We start from the raw sequence: 19786 nt of genomic DNA, 5'->3' as shown, positions 1-19786 counted from the left end.
CTAAATCTCAATTATAAAATTTATAAAAATAAAAAAACCGTAAACTCTTAGTTAAAAGATTTTACGGTTTTGTTTTGTGGAGAATACCGGATTCGAAACGGTCACCTTCCCGAACGCTTTCGGGACACTCTATTCAGATGATTCTTTTGATATTAAAAATTCAATATATTTTCTATTTTTCTTCTTTTTGATTTCCATTTCTCTTTGTACAGCCAATGAGCGTGAATCAAAACTTTCAAAATAAACCATTATCCAATCTTTAGCCACTTTTGTGTAAGCACTTCTGCTATTTAAATGGTCATTAAGTCTATTTTCAATATTTTCACAGGAACCAGTGTAATATTTGTCTAAAGTTTTAGAGAAAATAATATAAGTATAAAACATAGGCTTTAAAATAAAAAAGCCTCACATTGCTGTAAGGCTTGATTATCAATTAGTGGAGAATATCGGATTCGAACCGATCACCTCTTGCCTGCCAGGCAAGCACTCTAGCCAAATGAGCTAATCCCCCAAACGAGTTCGCAAATATAACATATAAATTTTCCAAAAAGCAAATTTCAAATTACAAATCTATTCTATTTGAAAAAAAGCCAAATCCTACTTTACTTTTTTTAACTTTACATCAAAATCCCCGCTATGGTATCAGAAAACCCAACAGGTTCGCTATTCACAACAATCGAAAACAAAATCGCAACCCTTTCATTTGGTCATCCTTCGAGCAATTCTTTTCCCAGAGAATTGTTAGATCGTCTAACGAATGAGTTCGCTGTTTTGAGTTCAAATCCAGCTGTTTCGGTGATTGTTATTCAAAGTGAAGGCTCGGGAGCTTTTTGTGCAGGCGCTTCTTTTGATGAACTTTTGGCCGTTTCGGATGAAGCCGCAGGAGCCCATTTTTTCTCTGGATTTGCACATTTAATCAATGCCATGCGTTTGTGTTCCAAGCTTATTGTGGGCCGCGTTCACGGAAAAGCAGTTGGCGGCGGCGTAGGAATTGCATCCGCTTGTGATTACACCTTGGCTACAAAAAATGCTTCCATAAAATTATCAGAATTGGCCATCGGAATTGGTCCTTTTGTGATAGAACCCGTAGTTTCAAAGAAGATTGGAAAGACAGCAATGGCCGAAATGACGCTCGCAGCTCACGAATGGAAAACCGCTGATTGGGCTGCAGCCAAAGGATTGTACGCCAATACTTTTGAAACCATTGAAGAATTGGATGCCGCAATAGCTGATTTCAGTGCTAAATTATCCAGTTATAATCCCGAAGCTTTACTGGAAATGAAAAAAGTGTTGTGGGAAGGAACGCAACATTGGGATACATTGTTGCTGGAACGCGCCGCGATTTCGGGTAAATTGGTGCTGTCTGATTTTACCAGAAAAGCATTGTCTCAATTCAAAAATTAATTTTTTCAGGAGCTATTTCCTGCTGTTCACTATATCTTTTTATAAGGTGAAGAAAAATCACCTTATAAAAAGGATGCCGTTTCCATCAGGGCTAGAACATTTGGGAACTATCAAATTCAGATTATAAGCAAAATAATTCCATACTATCTCCCTCTCTCTTGGGGAGGGGAAAGATTTACATCACATTTCTCATATCAATTTGCTAAATTTGCATCAAAATTAAACTCCGATGAGCAATATCAGAATTACAAAACAATTTAGTTTCGAAACCGGACACGCCTTATACGGGTATGACGGGAAATGTAAAAATGTTCACGGACATAGTTATAAATTGTCAGTAACAGTAATTGGAACTCCAATTACGGATCGTTCCAATGTAAAATTTGGAATGGTGATTGACTTCACGGATTTAAAGAAAATTGTAAAAGAAGAAATTGTAGATCAATTTGACCATGCGACAGTTTTCAACGGAACAACGCCGCATATCGAATTGGCAAATGAATTAATGACCCGCGGACACCACGTTATTTTGGTAGATTACCAGCCAACGAGTGAAAATATGGTAGTAGATTTTTCTCAAAGAATCATCAATAGATTACCGCAAGGAATCACGCTTTTTTCCTTAAAATTACAGGAAACCGAATCTTCTTTTGCAGAATGGTTTGCCAGTGATAATATGAAATCCATACTGTAACTTCATGCAATTACCCCATAACAAAAAAATATATTTCGCCTCCGATCAGCATTTTGGCGCACCAACACCTGAATTGAGTTTTCCGAGAGAACAAAAATTTGTGGCCTGGCTCGATGAGGTAAAAGGCGATGCCGAAGCTATTTTTCTATTGGGCGATTTATTTGATTTTTGGTTCGAATATAAAACCGTAATCCCAAAAGGATTTATTCGTGTTTTAGGTAAACTCGCCGAAATCCGTGACAGCGGAATCCCTATTTATTTCTTTGTGGGAAACCATGATTTATGGATGGCCGATTATTTCCAGAAAGAACTGAATATTCCTGTGTTTCATGACAATCAAGAATACACTTTTGGAGATAAAACATTCCTTATTGGACACGGCGACGGAAAAGGTCCTGGCGATTTAGGTTACAAACGCATGAAAAAGATATTTACAAATCCGTTTTTCAAATGGCTTTTTAGATGGCTTCATCCGGATATTGGCGTGAAACTGGCGCAATATCTTTCCGTAAAAAACAAATTGATTTCTGGCGATGAAGATGTAACTTTTCTTGGCGAAGACAACGAATGGCTAATTCTCTATTCCAAAAGAAAACTGGAAACCAAACACTACAATTACCTTATTTTTGGACACCGCCATTTGCCTATGAAAGTTACCGTAGGAGAAAATGCCGAGTATGTGAATCTAGGCGACTGGATTACGTATTTTACCTATGGCGTTTTTGATGGCGAGAATTTTGAGATTGAAAAGTATTAATCCCTAATTCATTCCCTCTCCATACAAATAATCATCCAGATTTATTTTAAACAAAGTGCCTTCCACCAAGTCTTTTACGGCATTTAATTCTTCTATGGAAACGGCCAAATCAATTTGAGAACAAGGTGTTTTTAGTAAAAATTTGTGGCATTTGTTTTTCAGTTCACAATCGTCGCAGCATTTATTTTGCATATAGCTGTCTTCAATGCAGCGCTTAAATAGTTGCAGTTCCTGTTTGGTAAAATAAAAACCCATTTCTCTAAAAACCAGTTGGACTTTGTTCAATAGTACATCATTATCCTTTCTCCAGTAAAAAGCAGTGCCTAAATAGTTATGATATATTTGTTTTATTTCTTGCATGTGTAATCAATTTGAAACAAATATAAGTATTATTTATATTTGTTCTAAATAATAAAACATAAAAAAGACATAAAAAAAGTCGGTAAGTAATCTTGAGATTAATTTACTGAAAGATAGTAAGAAGTGTTTTTTCTAAAAAAAAACTATTTATTACTCGCTCTTTTCGTGTTCCTCAACATCTTTTTGTAAGTCCAGTTTTCTAAAAGTAGGCGATACGGCACCGGTAAGAAATACGGTAATCAATGTCATGCTTCCGCCAAAGACCACTGCGCTAACGGTTCCCATCAGCTTAGCAGTTAATCCGCTTTCAAAAGCACCCAATTCATTAGAGGAACCCACAAATATAGAATTCACGGCTGCAACTCGGCCTCGCATGTGATCCGGAGTTTTCAATTGCAAAATAGTTTGGCGTATCACCACCGAAATCCCATCGAAAACACCGCTAAAAAATAAAGCTGCAACGGACAACCAAAAAATAGAAGAAAGCCCAAAAACGATAATACAAATCCCAAATGCAAAAATAGCCGACAACAATTTCATACCCGCATTTTTAGTAAAAGGAATGTATGCGGAAATAATTAGCATCAAAAAAGCGCCAACAGCTGGGGCGGCTCTCAAAACACCAAAACCCTGTGGTCCCACTTTCAAAATATCCTGAGCAAAAATGGGCAACAACGCAACTGCTCCACCAAAAAGAACGGCAATCATATCCAGTGATAAAGCGCCTAAAATTGTCTTGTTATTGAAAACAAATTTCACGCCTTCTTTTAAGCTTTCCATAATGGGTTCACCAATTTTTGGATTTAAAATAGGCTTAGTTGCAATTTGGGTTAAAGCAATTAATGCAAAAAGCGAACATCCCAAAACGATGGACATGGACCAATGAACACCAATCCAATTAATCGAAAAACCAGCTACTGCAGGACCTAAAACCGAACTTATTTGCCAAACGGAACTGCTCCAAGTGGCAGCATTGGGATATAATTTTTTAGGAACAATTAACGCTAAAAGAGAAAATATCGTCGGGCCAAGAAAAGCACGTACCAATCCTCCTAAAAACACGAAAAAGTAAATGGAATATAAAATAGTTTGGGTAGAAAAGTCTTTGATGAAAGGGGGCCACGTAAATAAGAACAAGCCCAAACTTATGATTGAAAATCCTAAAATGCATTTGAAAAGCAATCCTTTTTTCTCCTTTTGGTCCACAATATGTCCAGCAAACAATGCCATTGAAATTGCCGGAATAACCTCCATTAATCCAATGATTCCTAGCGACAGCGGATTTTTGGTCAAACTATATACTTCCCATTCAATGACGATAAACTGCATTGACCAACCAAAAACCATAGCAAAACGTAATAGCAAAAAAATATTAAATTCTTTATAACGCAGGGCAGAGTATGGGTCGTTTTTTTTCATTGTATCACAATCATTGTTTAATATCTCGCAATCGCAATTGCAAACTGAATTTGCCTTTCCATTCGTTTTCATCGATGCAATACACCGCTTGAAAAGGTTTTTGATGGGTAGTCAGTTCGATTTTGTTTCCCAAATTAAAACCAATTGCAGCGATGCCTTCGGAGTTATTTTGTTTGACAAAAAGTTTTAGATGTTCGTCTTCTTGCCCCATAGGTTTTCCATAACCGGTGTCTTTGATATTTTTAGTCAGGAAAATTGGGGTCATATTTTGTGGTCCGTACGGCTCAAATTGTTTCAGGATTCGGATTAATTTTGGAGTAATATCTGCAAAATCAATTTCGGCATCAACTGCAATTTCTGGAGTTAACATATCGGGATGAATGGTTCTTTCGACTTCTTTTTCGAAAGCATCTTTGAAGATTTGATAATTTTCTTCCTTCAACGTCATTCCCGCGGCATACATGTGACCACCAAATTGTTCTAAATGTTCTATACAGGCTTCGAGTGCATTATACACATCAAACCCTTTTACGGAACGTGCCGAAGCGGCATATTTATCGCCGCTTTTAGTAAAAACAAGTGTTGGTCGATAATAGGTTTCAATCAATCGGGAAGCGACAATTCCAATCACTCCTTTGTGCCAATCTTCTTGAAAAACTACTGAAGTAAAACGCTCTTTTTCATTGTTTTCCTCAATTTGTTGTAATGCTTCTTTGGTAATTAATTTGTCTAAATCTTTTCGCTCTGAATTATACGCCTCGATTTCAGAAGCAAATTGTTGGGCTTGCTCAAAATCAAATTCGGTTAATAATTCCACCGCATGATTCCCGTGTTTGATGCGTCCGGCGGCATTTATTCTGGGTGCGATGATGAAAACAACATCGGTAATGTCTAAGGTTTGTTTTTTTATTTGGTGAATGATAGCTTTGATTCCTGGTCTTGGGTCAGAATTGATGACTTGCAATCCAAAATAAGCCAGTACCCGATTTTCTCCGGTCATTGGGACGATATCAGCAGCAATCGCAGCTGAAACTAAATCTAAATACGGAATCAAATCATGGATTGTTTCATTTCGGTTTTGGCCTAAAGCCTGAATCAATTTGAAACCTATTCCGCAACCGCACAATTCATCGTAGGGGTAGGTGCAATCGTCTCTTTTTGGATCGAGAATGGCAACAGCATCAGGCAAAGAATCGCCTGGTCTGTGATGGTCACAAATGATGAAGTCAATGTTTTTTGCTTTGGCGTACCCCACATGATCGATAGATTTTATACCACAATCCAAAGCAATAATAAGCGAAAATCCATTGTCATCAGCAAAGTCAATTCCTTTAAATGAAATTCCATAGCCTTCGTCATAACGATCCGGAATGTAGGTCGCCACGTTTGGATAATAGGTTTTTAAATAGGAAGAAACGAGTGAAACTGCCGTGGTTCCATCGACATCATAATCACCAAAAACGAGAATATTTTCCTCATTTTCAATTGCTTTTTCAATTCGGGCGACTGCTTTTTCCATATCTTTCATCAAATATGGATCGTGTAAATCCTCTAAACTCGGGCGAAAAAACCTTCTGGCATCTTCAAATGTTTCAATACCGCGTTGCACTAATAAAGTGGCCACAAAATCTTCTACATTCAGCGCTTTCGCCAAATGTTGTACAGTCTCCTCGGAAGGTTTTGGTTTTAAGGTCCAACGCATATTGATTTTGGATTATAAAATTTAGGAATTCGAAAAGGGAACCACCGCTAATTCGCTAATTATGTCTGTCGATTTATAATAGGAATTAGCATTTTAACAATTTTTATTTTTTCAACACTAAAGCACTTCCGTAAAAGGCAATTCCATCCCAACCGGTTTTTATGAAATTACGAATATTTTGATGATCAGTTCCGTTTGGATTTTGTAAAACATCTTCGTAATAATAGGCTCCAAAACAGGCTAGTGTTTCTTCTTCGGATAAGTTTTGAATTTCGGCGAACGAAAATAATTTGCAAGATCCTGAATTTTCTCCTGCTGCATTGTGTTGCAAACCATTCTCAAATGCTGTGGGTGTAAAGTCGTAGTTTTCTTCGATAGTAGCAATGGTTTCTGAAAACACTATCCCTCCAGGTGTTTGTTTTAATTTCTCTAAGAAAGCGGCTATAGTCATATTGATTTTCATTGTTTAGAATTGTGAGGCAATTGTTTTTGCGGCAAAAATAGCGCCATCCATATAACCAGGGTTTTGAGTGGCTGTTTCTGCTCCGGAAAAATATAATTTATCGTTTAGTAATGGCGTTTTGAAAAGCGAATGTCCGTTATTTTGGTGAGCCAATACCAGTTGATCGTATGGGTGAAATGTTAATGCTTCTTCCCTCCATACGTTTTCATAATAGCACACATAATCGGTAGCTTCCGACCCAAAGAAAGTGGTTAATTGTGCAATTACTTTTTCTTTGCGTTCTTCCAAAGACAGGACTGCGGTTCCGCTGTTTAGGAAACCTTTCAATGCAAAACCGGAATTATCAGCAGTGCTGTGATCATACATTTCCTGAATAATACTGGCTTGGCTGAATAACGTTCCAGAATAATTATTCTGTTTCCAAAAAGGAGTTTTATATTCCACAGCGAATTTAATAGACTCTCCCATCCAAGTATGCGTTTTCTTGGCTAGTTGTGTGAAATTGTCGGGTAATTTGGGTTCAAAAATCACCGAGTTTACAAACAAATTGGGTGGAATAGTGCTGATTACTTTATCGGTTGAATAAGTGTTTCCGCTTGAATCCGTTACTATTAATTGATTATTTTGTTCTTTTATTGCGACTATTTTGGTTTGTGTTTTAATATTTTGCATCCCAATCTCAGAGACCAATCTATCAATTAGTGCTGCCGTTCCGCCCTCAATGCGAAAAGAAGGTTCTTCGGAATCTGATATTTCAAATTTCTGTGGCGGTACAAAAGACATTGTTTCAAATAATGAAATGCCTTTTGTATGTTGTCTAAAATAAAGGAGTTCTAAAGTGTGAAGTACTTCCAGAAGATGGCGGTGTTGGTTTCCAAACCAAGTCGCACCCATTTCCATCGTGACAGCTGTTGTTCCGGTTATGGTTTTTATGCGACCTCCAATTCTGGTATTAGCTTCTAATATCAGAACTTCTATTCCCTTTTTTTGAAGTAAAAAAGCAGTGTAGAGTCCACAAAGTCCCGCACCGATTACAATAACTTTTTCCTTTTTCATGATAATTCTTCAGCTGAGAATTTAGATTTTTTAGGTTCTTTTGTTACTGGTTTTCCACCTACAACCACAACAATTTCGCCCCTCGGAGCTATTTTTTCAAAATGAGTCAAAACTTCTCGTACCGTTCCTCTAACATTTTCTTCATGTAGTTTTGACAATTCTCTACAAACACAAATCGGTCGCTCTTCACCAAAATAAGTAATGAATTCCGCTAAAGTTTTTAGTAATTTATGCGGTGAAACATATAAAATCATCGTTCTGGTTTCTTCGGCTAAGGCCAAATAACGGGTTTGTTTTCCTTTTTTGTCAGGTAAAAAACCTTCGAAAACAAATTTATCATTCGGTAAGCCACTGTTCACTAATGCAGGAACAAATGCTGTTGCTCCGGGCAAACATTCTACTTCAACTCCATTTTCAACACAAGCGCGGGTTAATAAAAAGCCTGGGTCCGAAATAGCAGGTGTCCCTGCATCCGAGATTAATGCGATATTTTCCCCAGCTTTTAAACGAGAAATTAAATTCTCAACGGTTTTGTGTTCGTTGTGCATGTGATGGCTGTACATGTGGGTGCCAATTTCGAAATGCTTTAACAATTTTCCACTCGTACGCGTATCTTCAGCGAGAATCAAATCGACTTCCTTAAGGATCCGAATGGCTCGAAAAGTCATGTCTTCAAGATTGCCAATAGGCGTAGGAACGATGTATAATTTTGACATAAATAAAATAATTAAATACAAATTTTATAGGAAATCTGTATTTGTTCAAATGTATATTCAGAAAAGGTACAGGAAAGTTACAAGAATTTTTTCTCTATAATATCCATGAAACGTTCCTCATAATCTTGTTTTCCTTCCCAATTGTTGTAATCTGGTTTTACCATTTCCTGTACAAAATCGCGTGTTTCATAGAAGGTGTCAAACGTGATAAGTTGGCTTAAAACACGGTTGTAATCCTCGCTGCTGTTGCCAAAAAGATGTTTTATAAAGGCCAAACGATCATTCAAATCGATGTTGATCCCTTTGGCTAACTTATCGTTCAAAGAAACTATTTTTGGCTCCGCTTTTTCAGCAGATTCTGCTGAAACATTTTCTAATTTTGGCTCTTCAGCAGGTAACACTTCTTTTGGAGTTTCAATAACTATTGCAGTGGGAATATTATCGACTTGCTGTTTTTTCACAAAAAGTGTATCGTGGTAATTGCCACCTAATAAATCTTCAAAAGAGATTTGTACGGCTTCTGTTTTCTTTGGTATTTCCAGCTCGGCCTGCACTTCTTTTTCCTGTGATAATTCGAAAGCAGGTTCAAAAGGCGCTTCAGGCTCTTCTGTTTCTTCTTCTATTTCCATTTCTGTGTTCGCAACTGTTTCTTGTTCTACCACAGTCTCTTCCTCTTCCTCGCTCGCGTCAAGTATTTCTTCTGTTTGTTCCAAAGGCATTTCATCTGCATCTTCAGCAACAGTTTTCTCAGTGATTGTTTCTTCCTCTTGAATTTCCTCAGTTACCATTTCTTCTTCCTCTGCAGCACTCTCTTCCTCTATGGTAACAGTTTCTTGTTCCTCTGAAGGAGTTGTTTCTTCTGTTTGTTCTAAAGTAGTTTCAGCAACTTCTTCTACAACAGTTTCTTCAATTACAATTGCTGCTTCTGGTTGAGTCGACTCGGTTTTATCGTAAATAGTTTCTATTTCTTTGCTAATTTCAGTTACACCAATAGTTGGTTTTGCTTCACTAAAATGTTCGTCCACAAATCGTAAGACAGAAAGTTTTTCATATAACTTCTGTGTTTCCAGATATAATTGATTGATGTCAGATTTATTTTTTAGCTGTAATATTCTGTGTGCAATGCTGATTAAATCGGCTTCCAATTTTTTTTTCATGACTTTTGAAATTATAGGGTGTTAGGCGGGGCTTTTTTGATGCGTTTTTGTATTACCTTTTTATATCGCCCCCAGAAAAGGGGTTCCTTGTGTACGCGATTTTTATTTTTTTAAATAAGTGCTCGCAAATCTCCGATTTGATATAAATTTTATACTTTTGAAACGACGTAAAAGTATAAAATTTTTAAGTCGGTTTATCCATTACAAAGTAATAAAAACTATTCATTTTTTAAGTCAGAAAAATACAAAATGTTTCTCGAAAATACAGTAAATCATAAAGAACAATTTGGTTGGATCGAAGTCATTTGTGGCTCCATGTTTTCGGGTAAAACCGAAGAATTGATCCGTCGTTTGAAAAGAGCGCAGTTTGCCAAGCAAAAAGTCGAAATTTTCAAACCGGCAATCGATACACGCTATGATGATGAAATGGTCGTGTCTCATGACGCCAATGAAATCCGTTCCACGCCTGTTCCTGCTGCCGCAAATATTGCTATTTTGGCGCAAGGTTGTGATGTTGTAGGAATTGACGAAGCGCAGTTTTTTGATGACGAAATTGTCAAAATTTGTAATGATTTGGCGAATCAGGGAATTCGGGTAATTGTTGCCGGATTAGATATGGATTTCAAGGGAAATCCTTTTGGTCCAATGCCTGCATTAATGGCAACTGCCGAATATGTGACCAAAGTGCATGCTGTATGCACCCGCACCGGCAATCTCGCTAATTATAGCTTCCGAAAAACCGACAATGACAAACTCGTTATGTTAGGAGAAACAGAAGAATATGAACCGTTGAGTCGTGCCGCGTATTATCATGCGATGCGGAAAGATCAGGAGAAAAAATAAATCCTCTCCCCACAAAGGAGAGGGAGCCGAGTCAGGATTGAAATATATAACCCTTTCAGAGTTTTAAACTCTGAAAGGGTTAATTTATAAAAAAGGGGAAATTTGTTTTTAAACAAATTTCCCCTTTTTAATATTTCTAAATCAACAATCTTACATCTTCTTTCTCATTCTCGCTACCGGAATATCGAGTTGTTCTCTGTATTTTGCAATCGTTCTTCTTGCAATTGGATAGCCTTTTTCTTTTAGGATTTCAGCCAGTTGATCGTCTGGAAGTGGTTTTTTCTTGTCTTCCTCTTCAATAGTATTTTGAAGGATTTTTTTGATTTCCAATGTCGAAACATCTTCGCCTTGATCATTTTTCATCGCTTCCGAGAAGAATTCTTTTATCAGTTTCGTTCCGTAAGGCGTTTCCACATATTTGCTGTTCGCCACACGTGAAATCGTAGAAATATCTAGACCTACCATATCAGCAATATCTTTCAGAATCATCGGTTTCAGTTTGGTTTCATCCCCGTCCAGAAAATATTCCTCCTGATAATGCATAATCGCATTCATGGTTACAAAAAGCGTTTCCTGACGTTGGCGTATGGCATCGATAAACCATTTAGCCGAATCCAATTTTTGTTTGATAAACTGCACCGCATCTTTTTGTTGCGCTGATTTATCGCGGGAATCCTTGTACGTTTGCATCATTTCCTGATAATCTTTAGAAACGTGCAGGGAAGGAGCATTTCGTCCGTTTAAGGTCAATTCCAATTCACCGTCTACAATTCTGATGGCAAAATCAGGAACCACATTTTCAGTTACTTTGTTGTTTCCGGTAAACGATCCGCCTGGTTTTGGATTAAGTTTTTCTATTTCGTGAATGGCTTTTTTAAGTTGCTCATTCGAAACATTGTATTTTTGTAATAGCTTATCGTAATGTTTTTTGGTAAAAGCATCAAACTGATTTTCGATAATATCAGTGGCTAATTCTACGTATTCCGTTGGAGTTTTGTGTTTCAATTGCAACAACAAGCATTCCTGCAAATCACGTGCTCCTACACCGGATGGTTCGAGTTCATGAATAACCTGCAACATTTTTTCCACCATCTTTTCGTCGGTGTAAATGCCTTGTGTAAACGCCATGTCGTCTACCATATCTGGAACGCTTCTGCGGATATAGCCCATGTCATCAATACTTCCTACCAGAAATTCGGCAATTTCACGCTCTTCATCATTCAAAATAAAGGTGTTCAACTGATTGATTAAATCCTGGTGAAAACTAACCGGCGCAGCAAAAGGCGTTTCGCGATCATCGTCATCATCGCTATAATTGTTAGCTTGTGTTTTATAATCTGGCGTTTCGTCGTTGCTTAAATATTCGTCAATGTTGATGTCTTCGGCGTCAATGCGCTCTGATTCGGCATCGTCATAATCGTCATAATCTTCGTTTTCGAACTCATCCTTTTCATATTCATCTTCTTCTTTTCCGGCTTCCAAAGCTGGATTTTCGTTCATTTCTTCCAATAAACGTTGTTCGAAAGCTTGCGTAGGCAATTGAATTAACTTCATCAGCTGAATTTGCTGTGGAGATAATTTCTGGGATAATTTTAAATTTAGAAATTGCTTTAGCATTTTTATTGTTTAAAAGTTTAAGGTTTAAAGTTTAAGGTTGCTGAACTTTCAACAACCTTAAACTTTAAATCTGAAACAAATTTTTAGAATTCTGCATTCATTGGCGTTCTTGGGAAAGGAATTACGTCACGAATGTTTGTCATTCCTGTTACAAATAATACCAATCTTTCGAATCCAAGTCCAAAACCAGAGTGAACTGCTGAACCAAATCTTCGGGTATCAAGATACCACCACAATTCTTCTTCATCAATTCCTAAGGTTTTCATTTTTTCAACTAAAACATCAAAACGTTCTTCTCTTTGAGAACCTCCCACGATTTCTCCAATTCCAGGGAAAAGGATATCCATTGCGCGAACTGTTTTTCCGTCTTCGTTCAAACGCATGTAAAATGCTTTGATATTTGCCGGGTAATCAAACAAGATTACCGGACATTTAAAGTGTTTCTCCACCAAATAACGCTCGTGTTCTGACTGTAAATCAGCACCCCATTCATTGATGATGTAGTTGAATTTTTTCTTTTTATTTGGCGTACAATCTCTTAAAATGTCAATTGCTTCGGTGTATGAAACTCGTTTGAAATTGTTTTCTAAAACAAAGTTCAGTTTGTCGAGCAAAGCCATTTCGCTTCTTTCAGCAACTGGTTTTGATTTCTCTTCATCCAATAATCGTGTTTCCAAGAATTTCAAATCCTCCGGACATTTGTCCATCGTGTATTTGATTACGTATTGAATAAAATCTTCGGCCAAATCCATATTATCATTCAAATCATTGAACGCCACTTCCGGCTCAATCATCCAAAATTCTGCAAGGTGACGCGAAGTGTTCGAGTTTTCAGCTCTAAAAGTTGGTCCAAAAGTATAAATCTGACCCAAAGCCATCGCAAAAGTTTCTCCTTCCAGTTGTCCCGAAACCGTTAGGTTCGTTTCTTTCCCGAAGAAATCTTCTTTGTAATTCACTTTTCCGTCTTCAGTTCTTGGTGTTCCGTCAAATGGCAAAGCAGTAACTTTAAACATTTCACCAGCACCTTCAGCATCCGATCCCGTGATAATTGGCGTATTCACATACACAAAACCTTTTTCTTGAAAATAGCTGTGAACCGCGTATGATAATACTGAACGCACTCTCATTATGGCTCCAAACATATTGGTACGAACTCTCAAATGCGCATTTTCACGCAAGAAATCCAAGCTCGGTTTGTTTTTTGGTTGTATCGGGAATTTCTCTGCATCTGAATCTCCAAGGATTTCAAGTTTAGCCACCTGAATTTCAAATTTCTGTCCGGCACCTTTACTTTCCACCAAAGTTCCTGTTACAGATATTGCGGCTCCAGTCGTAATTCTCTTCAAAGTCTCGTCTGGCGTGTTCTCAAAATCGACAACGCATTGTATATTATCAATGGTCGAACCATCATTTAAGGCAATAAATTGATTGTTTCTAAAAGTTCTCACCCATCCTTTTGCATTTACTTCATGAAGCGTTTTTGTGCTGTTTAGTAAGTCTTTAACTTTTGTATGTCTCATTTTATGTATATAATTGATATTAAAAATTGTCTCGTGACTGAACTGCAAATATAAATGATTTGTTTGAAAAGTCATTGTAAGAAATAGGGTAATCAGGAGCTATTTCCTGCTATTCGCTATATCTTTTACTTTTTAAAGAAAAAAGTAAAAGGATGCCGCTGTTATCAGGGCTAGGTTGTGGTGGAATTTTAGGTTTTCAAACAAAATTAGAAGCTGTCTCAATAAAAATCGACAGTATAAGCAAAAGACTGCAGGTATAAATATTTTAAAAACTTGACAAACCTACTAACAGTTTGTATTTTTGCACCATGAACGACAATTTTGTAACAGAATATTTTGGCATTGGGATTCAAAACGGTAAAACTCCTGAGAATTTGGGTGTATTATGGCGCACAGCACAAAATCTTGGTGCAAGTTATATTTTTACAATTGGTAATCGGTATGCTAAACAGTCTTCCGATACGCATAATGCCGTAAAGTCAATTCCTTATTTTCACTATGAGTCGTTTGAAGACTTCTATAAAAACTTGCCAAAAGGTGCCCGATTAGTAGGTGTCGAATTAGATGAAAACGCAACTGATTTAGAAACTTTTGAACATCCAAGACGTTGTGTATATCTATTGGGTGCTGAGGATAGCGGGCTATCAAAAGCAGCTATTGCAAAATGTCATTACCTCGTAAAATTCAAATCTGAGAAAAGTTTGAATGTTTCTGTTGCAGGAAGCATTGTTCTTTATGATCGAGGACTTAATAAACCCAGATCCTAAAAAAAACTTTTTTATTTTAAAGCTAATCCTGTCAGGGTACAAAAACCTGACAGGATTGGGAAGATTATATTATAATAGGGACTAATTATCCAATTTTTTCTTTTCTAAATCATCAATTTCGGCATCGCTTGGTTCGATGATATCTATTTTCGGTTCTATAAAATCTTGTTCGTTGGCCAGTGTTTTATTTAAGGTCAATACCAAAGCTGGCAGCAACATTAAATTTGATAGCATTCCAAACAATAATGTTAACGAAATCAATCCTCCAAGTGCAATTGTACCTCCAAAACTGGACAACATAAACACCGAAAATCCAAAGAACAACACGATAGAAGTATAGAACATGCTCAAGCCGGCGTCCGTAAATGTGGCGTAAACAGATTTGCGGATTTTCCAGTTGTTTTTCTTTAATTCCTCACGGTATTGAGACAAGAATCTCACAGTGTCATCTACCGAAAGTCCAAATGCAATTCCAAAAACCAATATCGTCGATGGTTTCAGTGGAATGTCCAGAAATCCCATGATTCCTGCAGTTAACATTAACGGCAGTAAATTTGGAATGATGGAAACCAGTACCATTTTGAACGAGCGGAACATAAAACCAATCAAAAGCGCAGTCAAGAAAAAGGCAAATGCCAGCGACGAAAGTAAGTTGTCCAGGAGGTATCCTGTTCCTTTCTGAAAAACCAAAGCTTTTCCGGTGATAGTGACTTTATATTGATCTGGCGGGAAAATTTTATCGGCTTTCTTGCGAATTTCGGCTTCAATTTTGGCAATATTATTGCCGTTTTCATCGCGCATAAAAGTCGTGATTCGGGCAAATTGTCCCGTGGAATCCACGTAACTTTTCATCAGATTGTCTTTCGAATTTTTTGTGGCATTTTTAGCATAAGACAAAATAAACGACTGTTCTTGTGAACTTGGTAAATCGTAATAATCGGGGTTTCCGTTGTAATACGCCTGTTTGGAATATTTTACCAGATTCACAATCGAAATAGGTTTTGATAATTCCGGAATTTCGTCAATGGTTTCCTCCAGTTCGTCCATTCGCCTTAGCGTAGATAATTTCATGACTCCTTTTTTGCGCTTGGTGTCAATCATGATTTCGAGCGGCATAACACCATCAAATTCTTTTTCGAAGAAAACAATATCTTCAAAAAAGGCTTCTTTTTTAGGCATGTCTTCAATCAAACTGCCGGAAATTCGCATTTCATAGATTCCGATAATGCTAATTACAAGAAGAACAATCGAAACGACATAAATTGAAAACCGATTGTATTTTACGTTTCTCAGAATCCAATCCATGAAAACCTTCACATAATTACGGTCTAAATGCTCGATGTGACGTTCTTTTGGTGCCGGAATATAACTGTGAAAAATAGGGATGACAATGATACACAAAAAGAAAAGTGCCATAATATTGATGGAAGTCACCACCCCAAATTCCAATAATAATTGATTGTTTGAAGCCACAAATGTAGCAAAACCTATCGCAGTAGTAAGGTTTGTCATCAAGGTTGCCATTCCTACTTTGGTGGTGACGCGTTGCAATGCTTTGGCTTTATTGTGGTGAATTTTATATTCCTGATGGTATTTATTGGTCAGGAAAATACAATTCGGAATCCCGATTACGATGATTAATGAAGGAACTAAAGCCGTTAAAACCGTGATTTCGTAATTCAATAATCCTAAAAATCCAAACGACCACATCACGCCAATAATAACAATAATCATTGATATTAATGTCGCTCTAAAACTTCTAAAAAAGAAAAAGAAAAGCAATGAAGTGACTAATAATGAGGCTCCAATAAAGATGCTAATTTCATCGGTGATGGTTTTTGCATTCAGCGTTCGGATGTAAGGCATTCCTGAAACGCGCAGGTCGATTCCAGTTTCTTTTTCGAATGTTTCGACTGCGGGAACCAATTTATCAAGGACAAAATCTTTTCTGGCAGCCGTGTTTACAATTTTCTTATCCATGTAAACAGCAGAGCGAATGCTTCCAGATCTTTTGTTGAAAAGCAATCCTTCATAAAAAGGCAAATCATTGAAAAGTTCTTTTTTTATTTTTTGAAGATAAGCCGGGTCAACAGTTTTGCTTTGGTCCACAAAAGGAACCAGTTCAAAGATTTCCAGCGAATCATTTTTTTGTAATTTCTTTAAATCATTTAATGAAACAACTAAATCAACCGCTTTGTCTCCTTTTAGCGTATTCATCATTTTACTCCACGAAGCATAGGCTTTTGGGGTAAATATGGCGTCGTCTTTTACACCGATGATGACCAGATTTCCTTCTTCACCAAATTTGTTCAAAAAGGCGTTGTACTCAATATTTACAATATTATCATCCGGCAATAAATTGGCTTCGGTAAAAGTGAAGTGGATATTTTTCCATTGCAGTGCTAAAAGCGCAGTTATCACAACAATAATGGATAACATTAAAATTCTATTTCTAAGGACAATTCGGGCTATTAATTCCCAAAATCCTAAACTGAACCACTTAATCATATTTCCTGTTTAACGGCGGTAAAGGTAGTTAAAACCGCTATAAATCATTTGTTTTAACGGAAACTTTTTAGAAGTATATGCCAATATTAACGCAACTTTATTTTATTTGCAATTAAATATTTTTTTGAGATATAATTGATACATTTGAATTCTCATCGTGATGGTTCACAGTTGAAAATGCTGACATAAAATAGTATATGAAGAATTATAAAAACACAGTTTTTTATTTGGTGATAACGGGCGGTTTTACTGCTTTGATGTATTGGATTATAACCAAAGGGAAACGTTTAGAAGTGGCAGAAACAATAGTGACACCTGAAAGTGGTAGAGGTTCATGGGGCGATTTTCTAACTTCGTTGCAACACAATTTTCAAGATCCTTTGGCTATTCTTTTGGCTCAAATTATAACCATAATACTTGTTGCCCGTGTTTTTGGTTGGGTTTTCAAGAAAATAGGACAACCCTCCGTAATTGGGGAAATTATCGCGGGAATTGTGCTCGGGCCCTCATTGCTAGGGATGTATTTTCCGGAATTTTCGGGCGCTTTATTTCCTGTTGAATCTTTGGGTAATTTAAAGTTTTTGAGCCAGATAGGATTAATCCTTTTTATGTTCGTCATCGGAATGGAACTTGATTTGAAAGTACTGAAAAATAAAGCTAATGAAGCGGTGGTCATCAGTCATGCGAGTATTGTAATTCCGTTTGCTCTTGGAATAGGACTAGCATATTTTGTGTACAATCGATTTGCTCCCGAAGGTGTTAAATTCCTTTCCTTTAGTTTGTTTATGGGAATTGCGTTGAGTATCACCGCATTTCCGGTTTTGGCCAGAATCGTGCAGGAACGAGGAATTCATAAAACGAAATTAGGTGCTATTGTCATTACCTGTGCAGCTGCCGATGATATTACGGCTTGGTGTATTCTGGCAGTGGTAATTGCCATCGTCAAAGCAGGAACTTTCGTTAGTTCGCTATACATTATTATGTTGGCAGTACTTTATGTTATCGCCATGATATATATTGTAAAGCCATTTCTAAAGCGAATTGGAGATTTATATGGTTCAAAAGATACTATTATCAAACCGGTTGTGGCCATCTTTTTTCTGGTGCTTATTATTTCGTCTTATGCTACCGAAGTGATTGGGATTCATGCTTTATTTGGAGCGTTTATGGCGGGAGCTATTATGCCGGATGTTCCAAAATTTAGAACCATATTCATAGAAAAAGTAGAGGATGTGGCGTTGATTCTTTTACTCCCATTATTCTTCGTATTCACGGGTTTGAAAACTGAAGTAGGTCTTCTTAATGATCCGTATTTATGGAAAGTTACCGGTTTTATTATTTTGGTGGCTGTAGTTGGAAAATTTTTAGGAAGCGCCTTGGCAGCCAAATTTGTTGGTCAGAGTTGGCGTGACAGTTTAACAATTGGCGCTTTGATGAACACTAGAGGTTTGATGGAATTGATTGTTTTAAATATTGGATTAGAGCTTAAAGTTTTGACCCCCGAAGTGTTTACCATGATGGTAATTATGGCGCTGGTCACTACTTTCATGACGGGGCCGGCTTTGGATTTAATCAATTACATCTTTAAAACGAAAGATGGAGTTGAAGTTTTGGAACCGACAAACCATAATAAATACCGCATTTTAATTTCATTTGGAAACAATGAAAAAGGAAAATCCTTGTTGCGATTGGCCAATAGTTTGATAAAAAAACAGAAAAGCACCTCGAGTATTACCGTGATGCATTTATCTCTAAGCGATGAGGTGCATACTTTTAATTTAGATGATAAAGAAAAAAATAGTTTTTATCCCATTGTTGAAGAATCACAACTGCTGAAACAGGACATCACTACCATTTTTAAAGCAACGATGGATATTGAAACTGAGATTGCTGATGTCGCCAATCAAGGCGATTATGATTTGTTATTGATAGGTCTAGGTAAGTCAATATTTGAAGGTACCATTCTTGGAAAAGTAATCGGTTTTACAACAAGAATAATTAATCCGGATCGTTTGATTGATAAGTTTACCGGGAAAGAAGGCTTGTTCGAAAACTCTCCTTTTGATGAAAGAACCAGACAGATTATTTCTAAAACCAAAATGCCAATTGGGATTTTGATTGATAAAGATTTGCAGCATGTAAACCATGTTTTTATCCCTATTTTTAGTCCCGAAGATTCGTTTGTGATTGATTATATTCAGAAATTAGTGTACAATAATAACGCTAAAATTGTTATTTTGGATGTTAATGGACATCTTACAACTAATTTTGTAATGAACAGCGCTATTGATTCTTTGGAGCAAAAATACCCAAACAATATAGTTCTAATATCTGATAAAATTATTAAAGAGGAATTTTTGGTACAGCAGGATTTAATGCTGATTAGTCTCGAAAGTTGGAAAGAACTAGTGGATTCCAGAAGTGATTGGTTGAGTGGAGTTCCGTCGGTATTAATTTTAAAACAATAAGATGAACTGGATATTATTGATTATCGGAGGCCTTTTTGAAGTGGGTTTCGCCACTTGTTTAGGCAAAGCCAAAGAAAGCACCGGAACGACATCAACATTATGGTTGGGCGGATTTTTGGTTTGTTTGACAATAAGTATGGTGTTGCTTTACAAAGCCACACAAACATTGCCTATAGGAACGGCTTATGCGGTTTGGACGGGAATTGGAGCAGTAGGAACAGTTCTTGTTGGAATTTTTGTATTTAAAGAACCAGCTGATTTTTGGCGAATCTTTTTCATCACCACATTAATCAGTTCTATTATTGGATTGAAATTCGTTTCGAGTCATTAATGGG

Annotated in this window: 18 protein-coding genes and 1 tRNA gene; 7 read left to right on the top strand and 12 right to left on the bottom strand. The window is 36.9% G+C overall.

The window, feature by feature from the left end:
• Positions 1 to 129: 129 nt before the first annotated feature.
• Positions 130 to 384, bottom strand: a complete 255-nt coding sequence (locus tag DR871_RS02980) for a GIY-YIG nuclease family protein (protein ID WP_113664923.1) — start codon at positions 382 to 384, stop codon at positions 130 to 132.
• Between the two features lie 53 nt (positions 385 to 437).
• A tRNA-Ala gene (locus tag DR871_RS02975) sits at positions 438 to 511 on the bottom strand.
• Between the two features lie 125 nt (positions 512 to 636).
• Between DR871_RS02975 and DR871_RS02970 the strand changes: the two genes are divergently transcribed.
• The 3 genes from DR871_RS02970 (at position 637) to DR871_RS02960 (ending at position 2855) form a co-directional block, all read left to right on the top strand.
• Positions 637 to 1404, top strand: a complete 768-nt coding sequence (locus tag DR871_RS02970; RefSeq protein WP_113664924.1) for an enoyl-CoA hydratase/isomerase family protein — start codon at positions 637 to 639, stop codon at positions 1402 to 1404.
• A 229-nt stretch (positions 1405 to 1633) separates the two neighbouring features.
• The gene (locus DR871_RS02965) at positions 1634 to 2098 is read left to right on the top strand and encodes a 6-pyruvoyl trahydropterin synthase family protein (protein ID WP_113634136.1); all 465 of its coding nucleotides are present in this window, start codon (positions 1634 to 1636) and stop codon (positions 2096 to 2098) included.
• A 4-nt stretch (positions 2099 to 2102) separates the two neighbouring features.
• Positions 2103 to 2855 (top strand): UDP-2,3-diacylglucosamine diphosphatase, encoded by a 753-nt coding sequence (locus DR871_RS02960; protein ID WP_113664925.1) that lies wholly within the window; start codon positions 2103 to 2105, stop codon positions 2853 to 2855.
• A gap of 3 nt (positions 2856 to 2858) precedes the next feature.
• On the opposite strand, the gene DR871_RS02955 is transcribed toward DR871_RS02960, so the two are convergent.
• From DR871_RS02955 to DR871_RS02925, 7 genes are all read right to left on the bottom strand, one after another.
• On the bottom strand, positions 2859 to 3215 hold the full coding sequence (locus tag DR871_RS02955) for a hypothetical protein (protein WP_113664926.1): 357 nt from the start codon (positions 3213 to 3215) through the stop codon (positions 2859 to 2861).
• A 150-nt stretch (positions 3216 to 3365) separates the two neighbouring features.
• Positions 3366 to 4634 carry an MFS transporter gene (locus DR871_RS02950; RefSeq protein WP_113665463.1) on the bottom strand — a complete coding sequence of 423 codons (1269 nt, stop codon included), beginning with the start codon at positions 4632 to 4634 and terminating at the stop codon, positions 3366 to 3368.
• 10 nt (positions 4635 to 4644) lie between these two features.
• The gene (gene recJ / locus DR871_RS02945) at positions 4645 to 6336 is read right to left on the bottom strand and encodes a single-stranded-DNA-specific exonuclease RecJ (protein ID WP_113664927.1); all 1692 of its coding nucleotides are present in this window, start codon (positions 6334 to 6336) and stop codon (positions 4645 to 4647) included.
• 103 nt (positions 6337 to 6439) lie between these two features.
• On the bottom strand, positions 6440 to 6787 hold the full coding sequence (locus tag DR871_RS02940; protein WP_113665464.1) for a HopJ type III effector protein: 348 nt from the start codon (positions 6785 to 6787) through the stop codon (positions 6440 to 6442).
• Between the two features lie 15 nt (positions 6788 to 6802).
• Complete coding sequence (locus DR871_RS02935) at positions 6803 to 7855, bottom strand: flavin monoamine oxidase family protein (RefSeq protein WP_113664928.1); 1053 nt, start codon at positions 7853 to 7855, stop codon at positions 6803 to 6805.
• Complete coding sequence (gene rsmI / locus DR871_RS02930; protein WP_113664929.1) at positions 7852 to 8571, bottom strand: 16S rRNA (cytidine(1402)-2'-O)-methyltransferase; 720 nt, start codon at positions 8569 to 8571, stop codon at positions 7852 to 7854. The genes DR871_RS02935 and rsmI overlap by 4 nt, the downstream gene beginning before the upstream one ends.
• A 77-nt stretch (positions 8572 to 8648) precedes the next feature.
• Entirely contained in the window at positions 8649 to 9728 is a 1080-nt protein-coding gene (locus tag DR871_RS02925; RefSeq protein ID WP_113664930.1) for a hypothetical protein, read from the bottom strand.
• 249 nt (positions 9729 to 9977) lie between these two features.
• On the opposite strand from DR871_RS02925, the gene DR871_RS02920 reads away from it, so the two are divergent.
• Positions 9978 to 10571: a thymidine kinase gene (locus DR871_RS02920; RefSeq protein ID WP_091166173.1), complete on the top strand. Its 594-nt coding sequence runs from the start codon at positions 9978 to 9980 to the stop codon at positions 10569 to 10571.
• Between the two features lie 150 nt (positions 10572 to 10721).
• Here DR871_RS02920 and rpoN read toward each other — a convergent pair whose 3' ends face one another.
• Both rpoN and asnS read right to left on the bottom strand, forming a co-directional pair.
• Positions 10722 to 12188 (bottom strand): RNA polymerase factor sigma-54, encoded by a 1467-nt coding sequence (gene rpoN / locus DR871_RS02915; RefSeq protein WP_113664931.1) that lies wholly within the window; start codon positions 12186 to 12188, stop codon positions 10722 to 10724.
• An 83-nt stretch (positions 12189 to 12271) separates the two neighbouring features.
• Positions 12272 to 13708, bottom strand: a complete 1437-nt coding sequence (gene asnS, locus DR871_RS02910; RefSeq protein ID WP_113664932.1) for an asparagine--tRNA ligase — start codon at positions 13706 to 13708, stop codon at positions 12272 to 12274.
• A 308-nt stretch (positions 13709 to 14016) separates the two neighbouring features.
• On the opposite strand from asnS, the gene DR871_RS02905 reads away from it, so the two are divergent.
• Entirely contained in the window at positions 14017 to 14475 is a 459-nt protein-coding gene (locus DR871_RS02905) for an RNA methyltransferase (protein ID WP_113664933.1), read from the top strand.
• Between the two features lie 81 nt (positions 14476 to 14556).
• Here the strand turns inward: DR871_RS02905 and DR871_RS02900 are convergent, their stop codons facing one another.
• The gene (locus DR871_RS02900; RefSeq protein WP_113664934.1) at positions 14557 to 16983 is read right to left on the bottom strand and encodes an efflux RND transporter permease subunit; all 2427 of its coding nucleotides are present in this window, start codon (positions 16981 to 16983) and stop codon (positions 14557 to 14559) included.
• Positions 16984 to 17180: 197 nt separating this feature from the next.
• Between DR871_RS02900 and DR871_RS02895 the strand changes: the two genes are divergently transcribed.
• Complete coding sequence (locus DR871_RS02895) at positions 17181 to 19451, top strand: cation:proton antiporter (RefSeq protein WP_113664935.1); 2271 nt, start codon at positions 17181 to 17183, stop codon at positions 19449 to 19451.
• 1 nt (position 19452) lies between these two features.
• Complete coding sequence (locus DR871_RS02890; protein WP_113664936.1) at positions 19453 to 19782, top strand: DMT family transporter; 330 nt, start codon at positions 19453 to 19455, stop codon at positions 19780 to 19782.
• Positions 19783 to 19786 lie beyond the last annotated feature (4 nt).

Source organism: Flavobacterium petrolei (assembly GCF_003314435.2).
GTDB classification, from domain to species: Bacteria; Bacteroidota; Bacteroidia; order Flavobacteriales; family Flavobacteriaceae; genus Flavobacterium; species Flavobacterium petrolei.
This window is presented reverse-complemented; position numbering and strand designations above follow the sequence as displayed.

Excerpts from the sequence above, each read along its gene's own strand:
- rsmI (WP_113664929.1), bottom strand. The coding sequence starts at position 8,571 with ATGTCAAAATTATACATCGTTCCTACGCCTATTGGCAATCTTGAAGAC.
- DR871_RS02965 (WP_113634136.1), top strand. The coding sequence starts at position 1,634 with ATGAGCAATATCAGAATTACAAAACAATTTAGTTTCGAAACCGGACAC.
- DR871_RS02960 (WP_113664925.1), top strand. The coding sequence starts at position 2,103 with ATGCAATTACCCCATAACAAAAAAATATATTTCGCCTCCGATCAGCAT.
- DR871_RS02890 (WP_113664936.1), top strand. The coding sequence starts at position 19,453 with ATGAACTGGATATTATTGATTATCGGAGGCCTTTTTGAAGTGGGTTTC.
- asnS (WP_113664932.1), bottom strand. The coding sequence starts at position 13,708 with ATGAGACATACAAAAGTTAAAGACTTACTAAACAGCACAAAAACGCTT.
- DR871_RS02900 (WP_113664934.1), bottom strand. The coding sequence starts at position 16,983 with ATGATTAAGTGGTTCAGTTTAGGATTTTGGGAATTAATAGCCCGAATT.
- rpoN (WP_113664931.1), bottom strand. The coding sequence starts at position 12,188 with ATGCTAAAGCAATTTCTAAATTTAAAATTATCCCAGAAATTATCTCCA.
- DR871_RS02925 (WP_113664930.1), bottom strand. The coding sequence starts at position 9,728 with ATGAAAAAAAAATTGGAAGCCGATTTAATCAGCATTGCACACAGAATA.
- DR871_RS02895 (WP_113664935.1), top strand. The coding sequence starts at position 17,181 with ATGAAGAATTATAAAAACACAGTTTTTTATTTGGTGATAACGGGCGGT.
- DR871_RS02980 (WP_113664923.1), bottom strand. The coding sequence starts at position 384 with ATGTTTTATACTTATATTATTTTCTCTAAAACTTTAGACAAATATTAC.
- DR871_RS02970 (WP_113664924.1), top strand. The coding sequence starts at position 637 with ATGGTATCAGAAAACCCAACAGGTTCGCTATTCACAACAATCGAAAAC.
- DR871_RS02920 (WP_091166173.1), top strand. The coding sequence starts at position 9,978 with ATGTTTCTCGAAAATACAGTAAATCATAAAGAACAATTTGGTTGGATC.
- DR871_RS02905 (WP_113664933.1), top strand. The coding sequence starts at position 14,017 with ATGAACGACAATTTTGTAACAGAATATTTTGGCATTGGGATTCAAAAC.
- DR871_RS02955 (WP_113664926.1), bottom strand. The coding sequence starts at position 3,215 with ATGCAAGAAATAAAACAAATATATCATAACTATTTAGGCACTGCTTTT.
- DR871_RS02950 (WP_113665463.1), bottom strand. The coding sequence starts at position 4,634 with ATGAAAAAAAACGACCCATACTCTGCCCTGCGTTATAAAGAATTTAAT.
- recJ (WP_113664927.1), bottom strand. The coding sequence starts at position 6,336 with ATGCGTTGGACCTTAAAACCAAAACCTTCCGAGGAGACTGTACAACAT.
- DR871_RS02935 (WP_113664928.1), bottom strand. The coding sequence starts at position 7,855 with ATGAAAAAGGAAAAAGTTATTGTAATCGGTGCGGGACTTTGTGGACTC.
- DR871_RS02940 (WP_113665464.1), bottom strand. The coding sequence starts at position 6,787 with ATGACTATAGCCGCTTTCTTAGAGAAATTAAAACAAACACCTGGAGGG.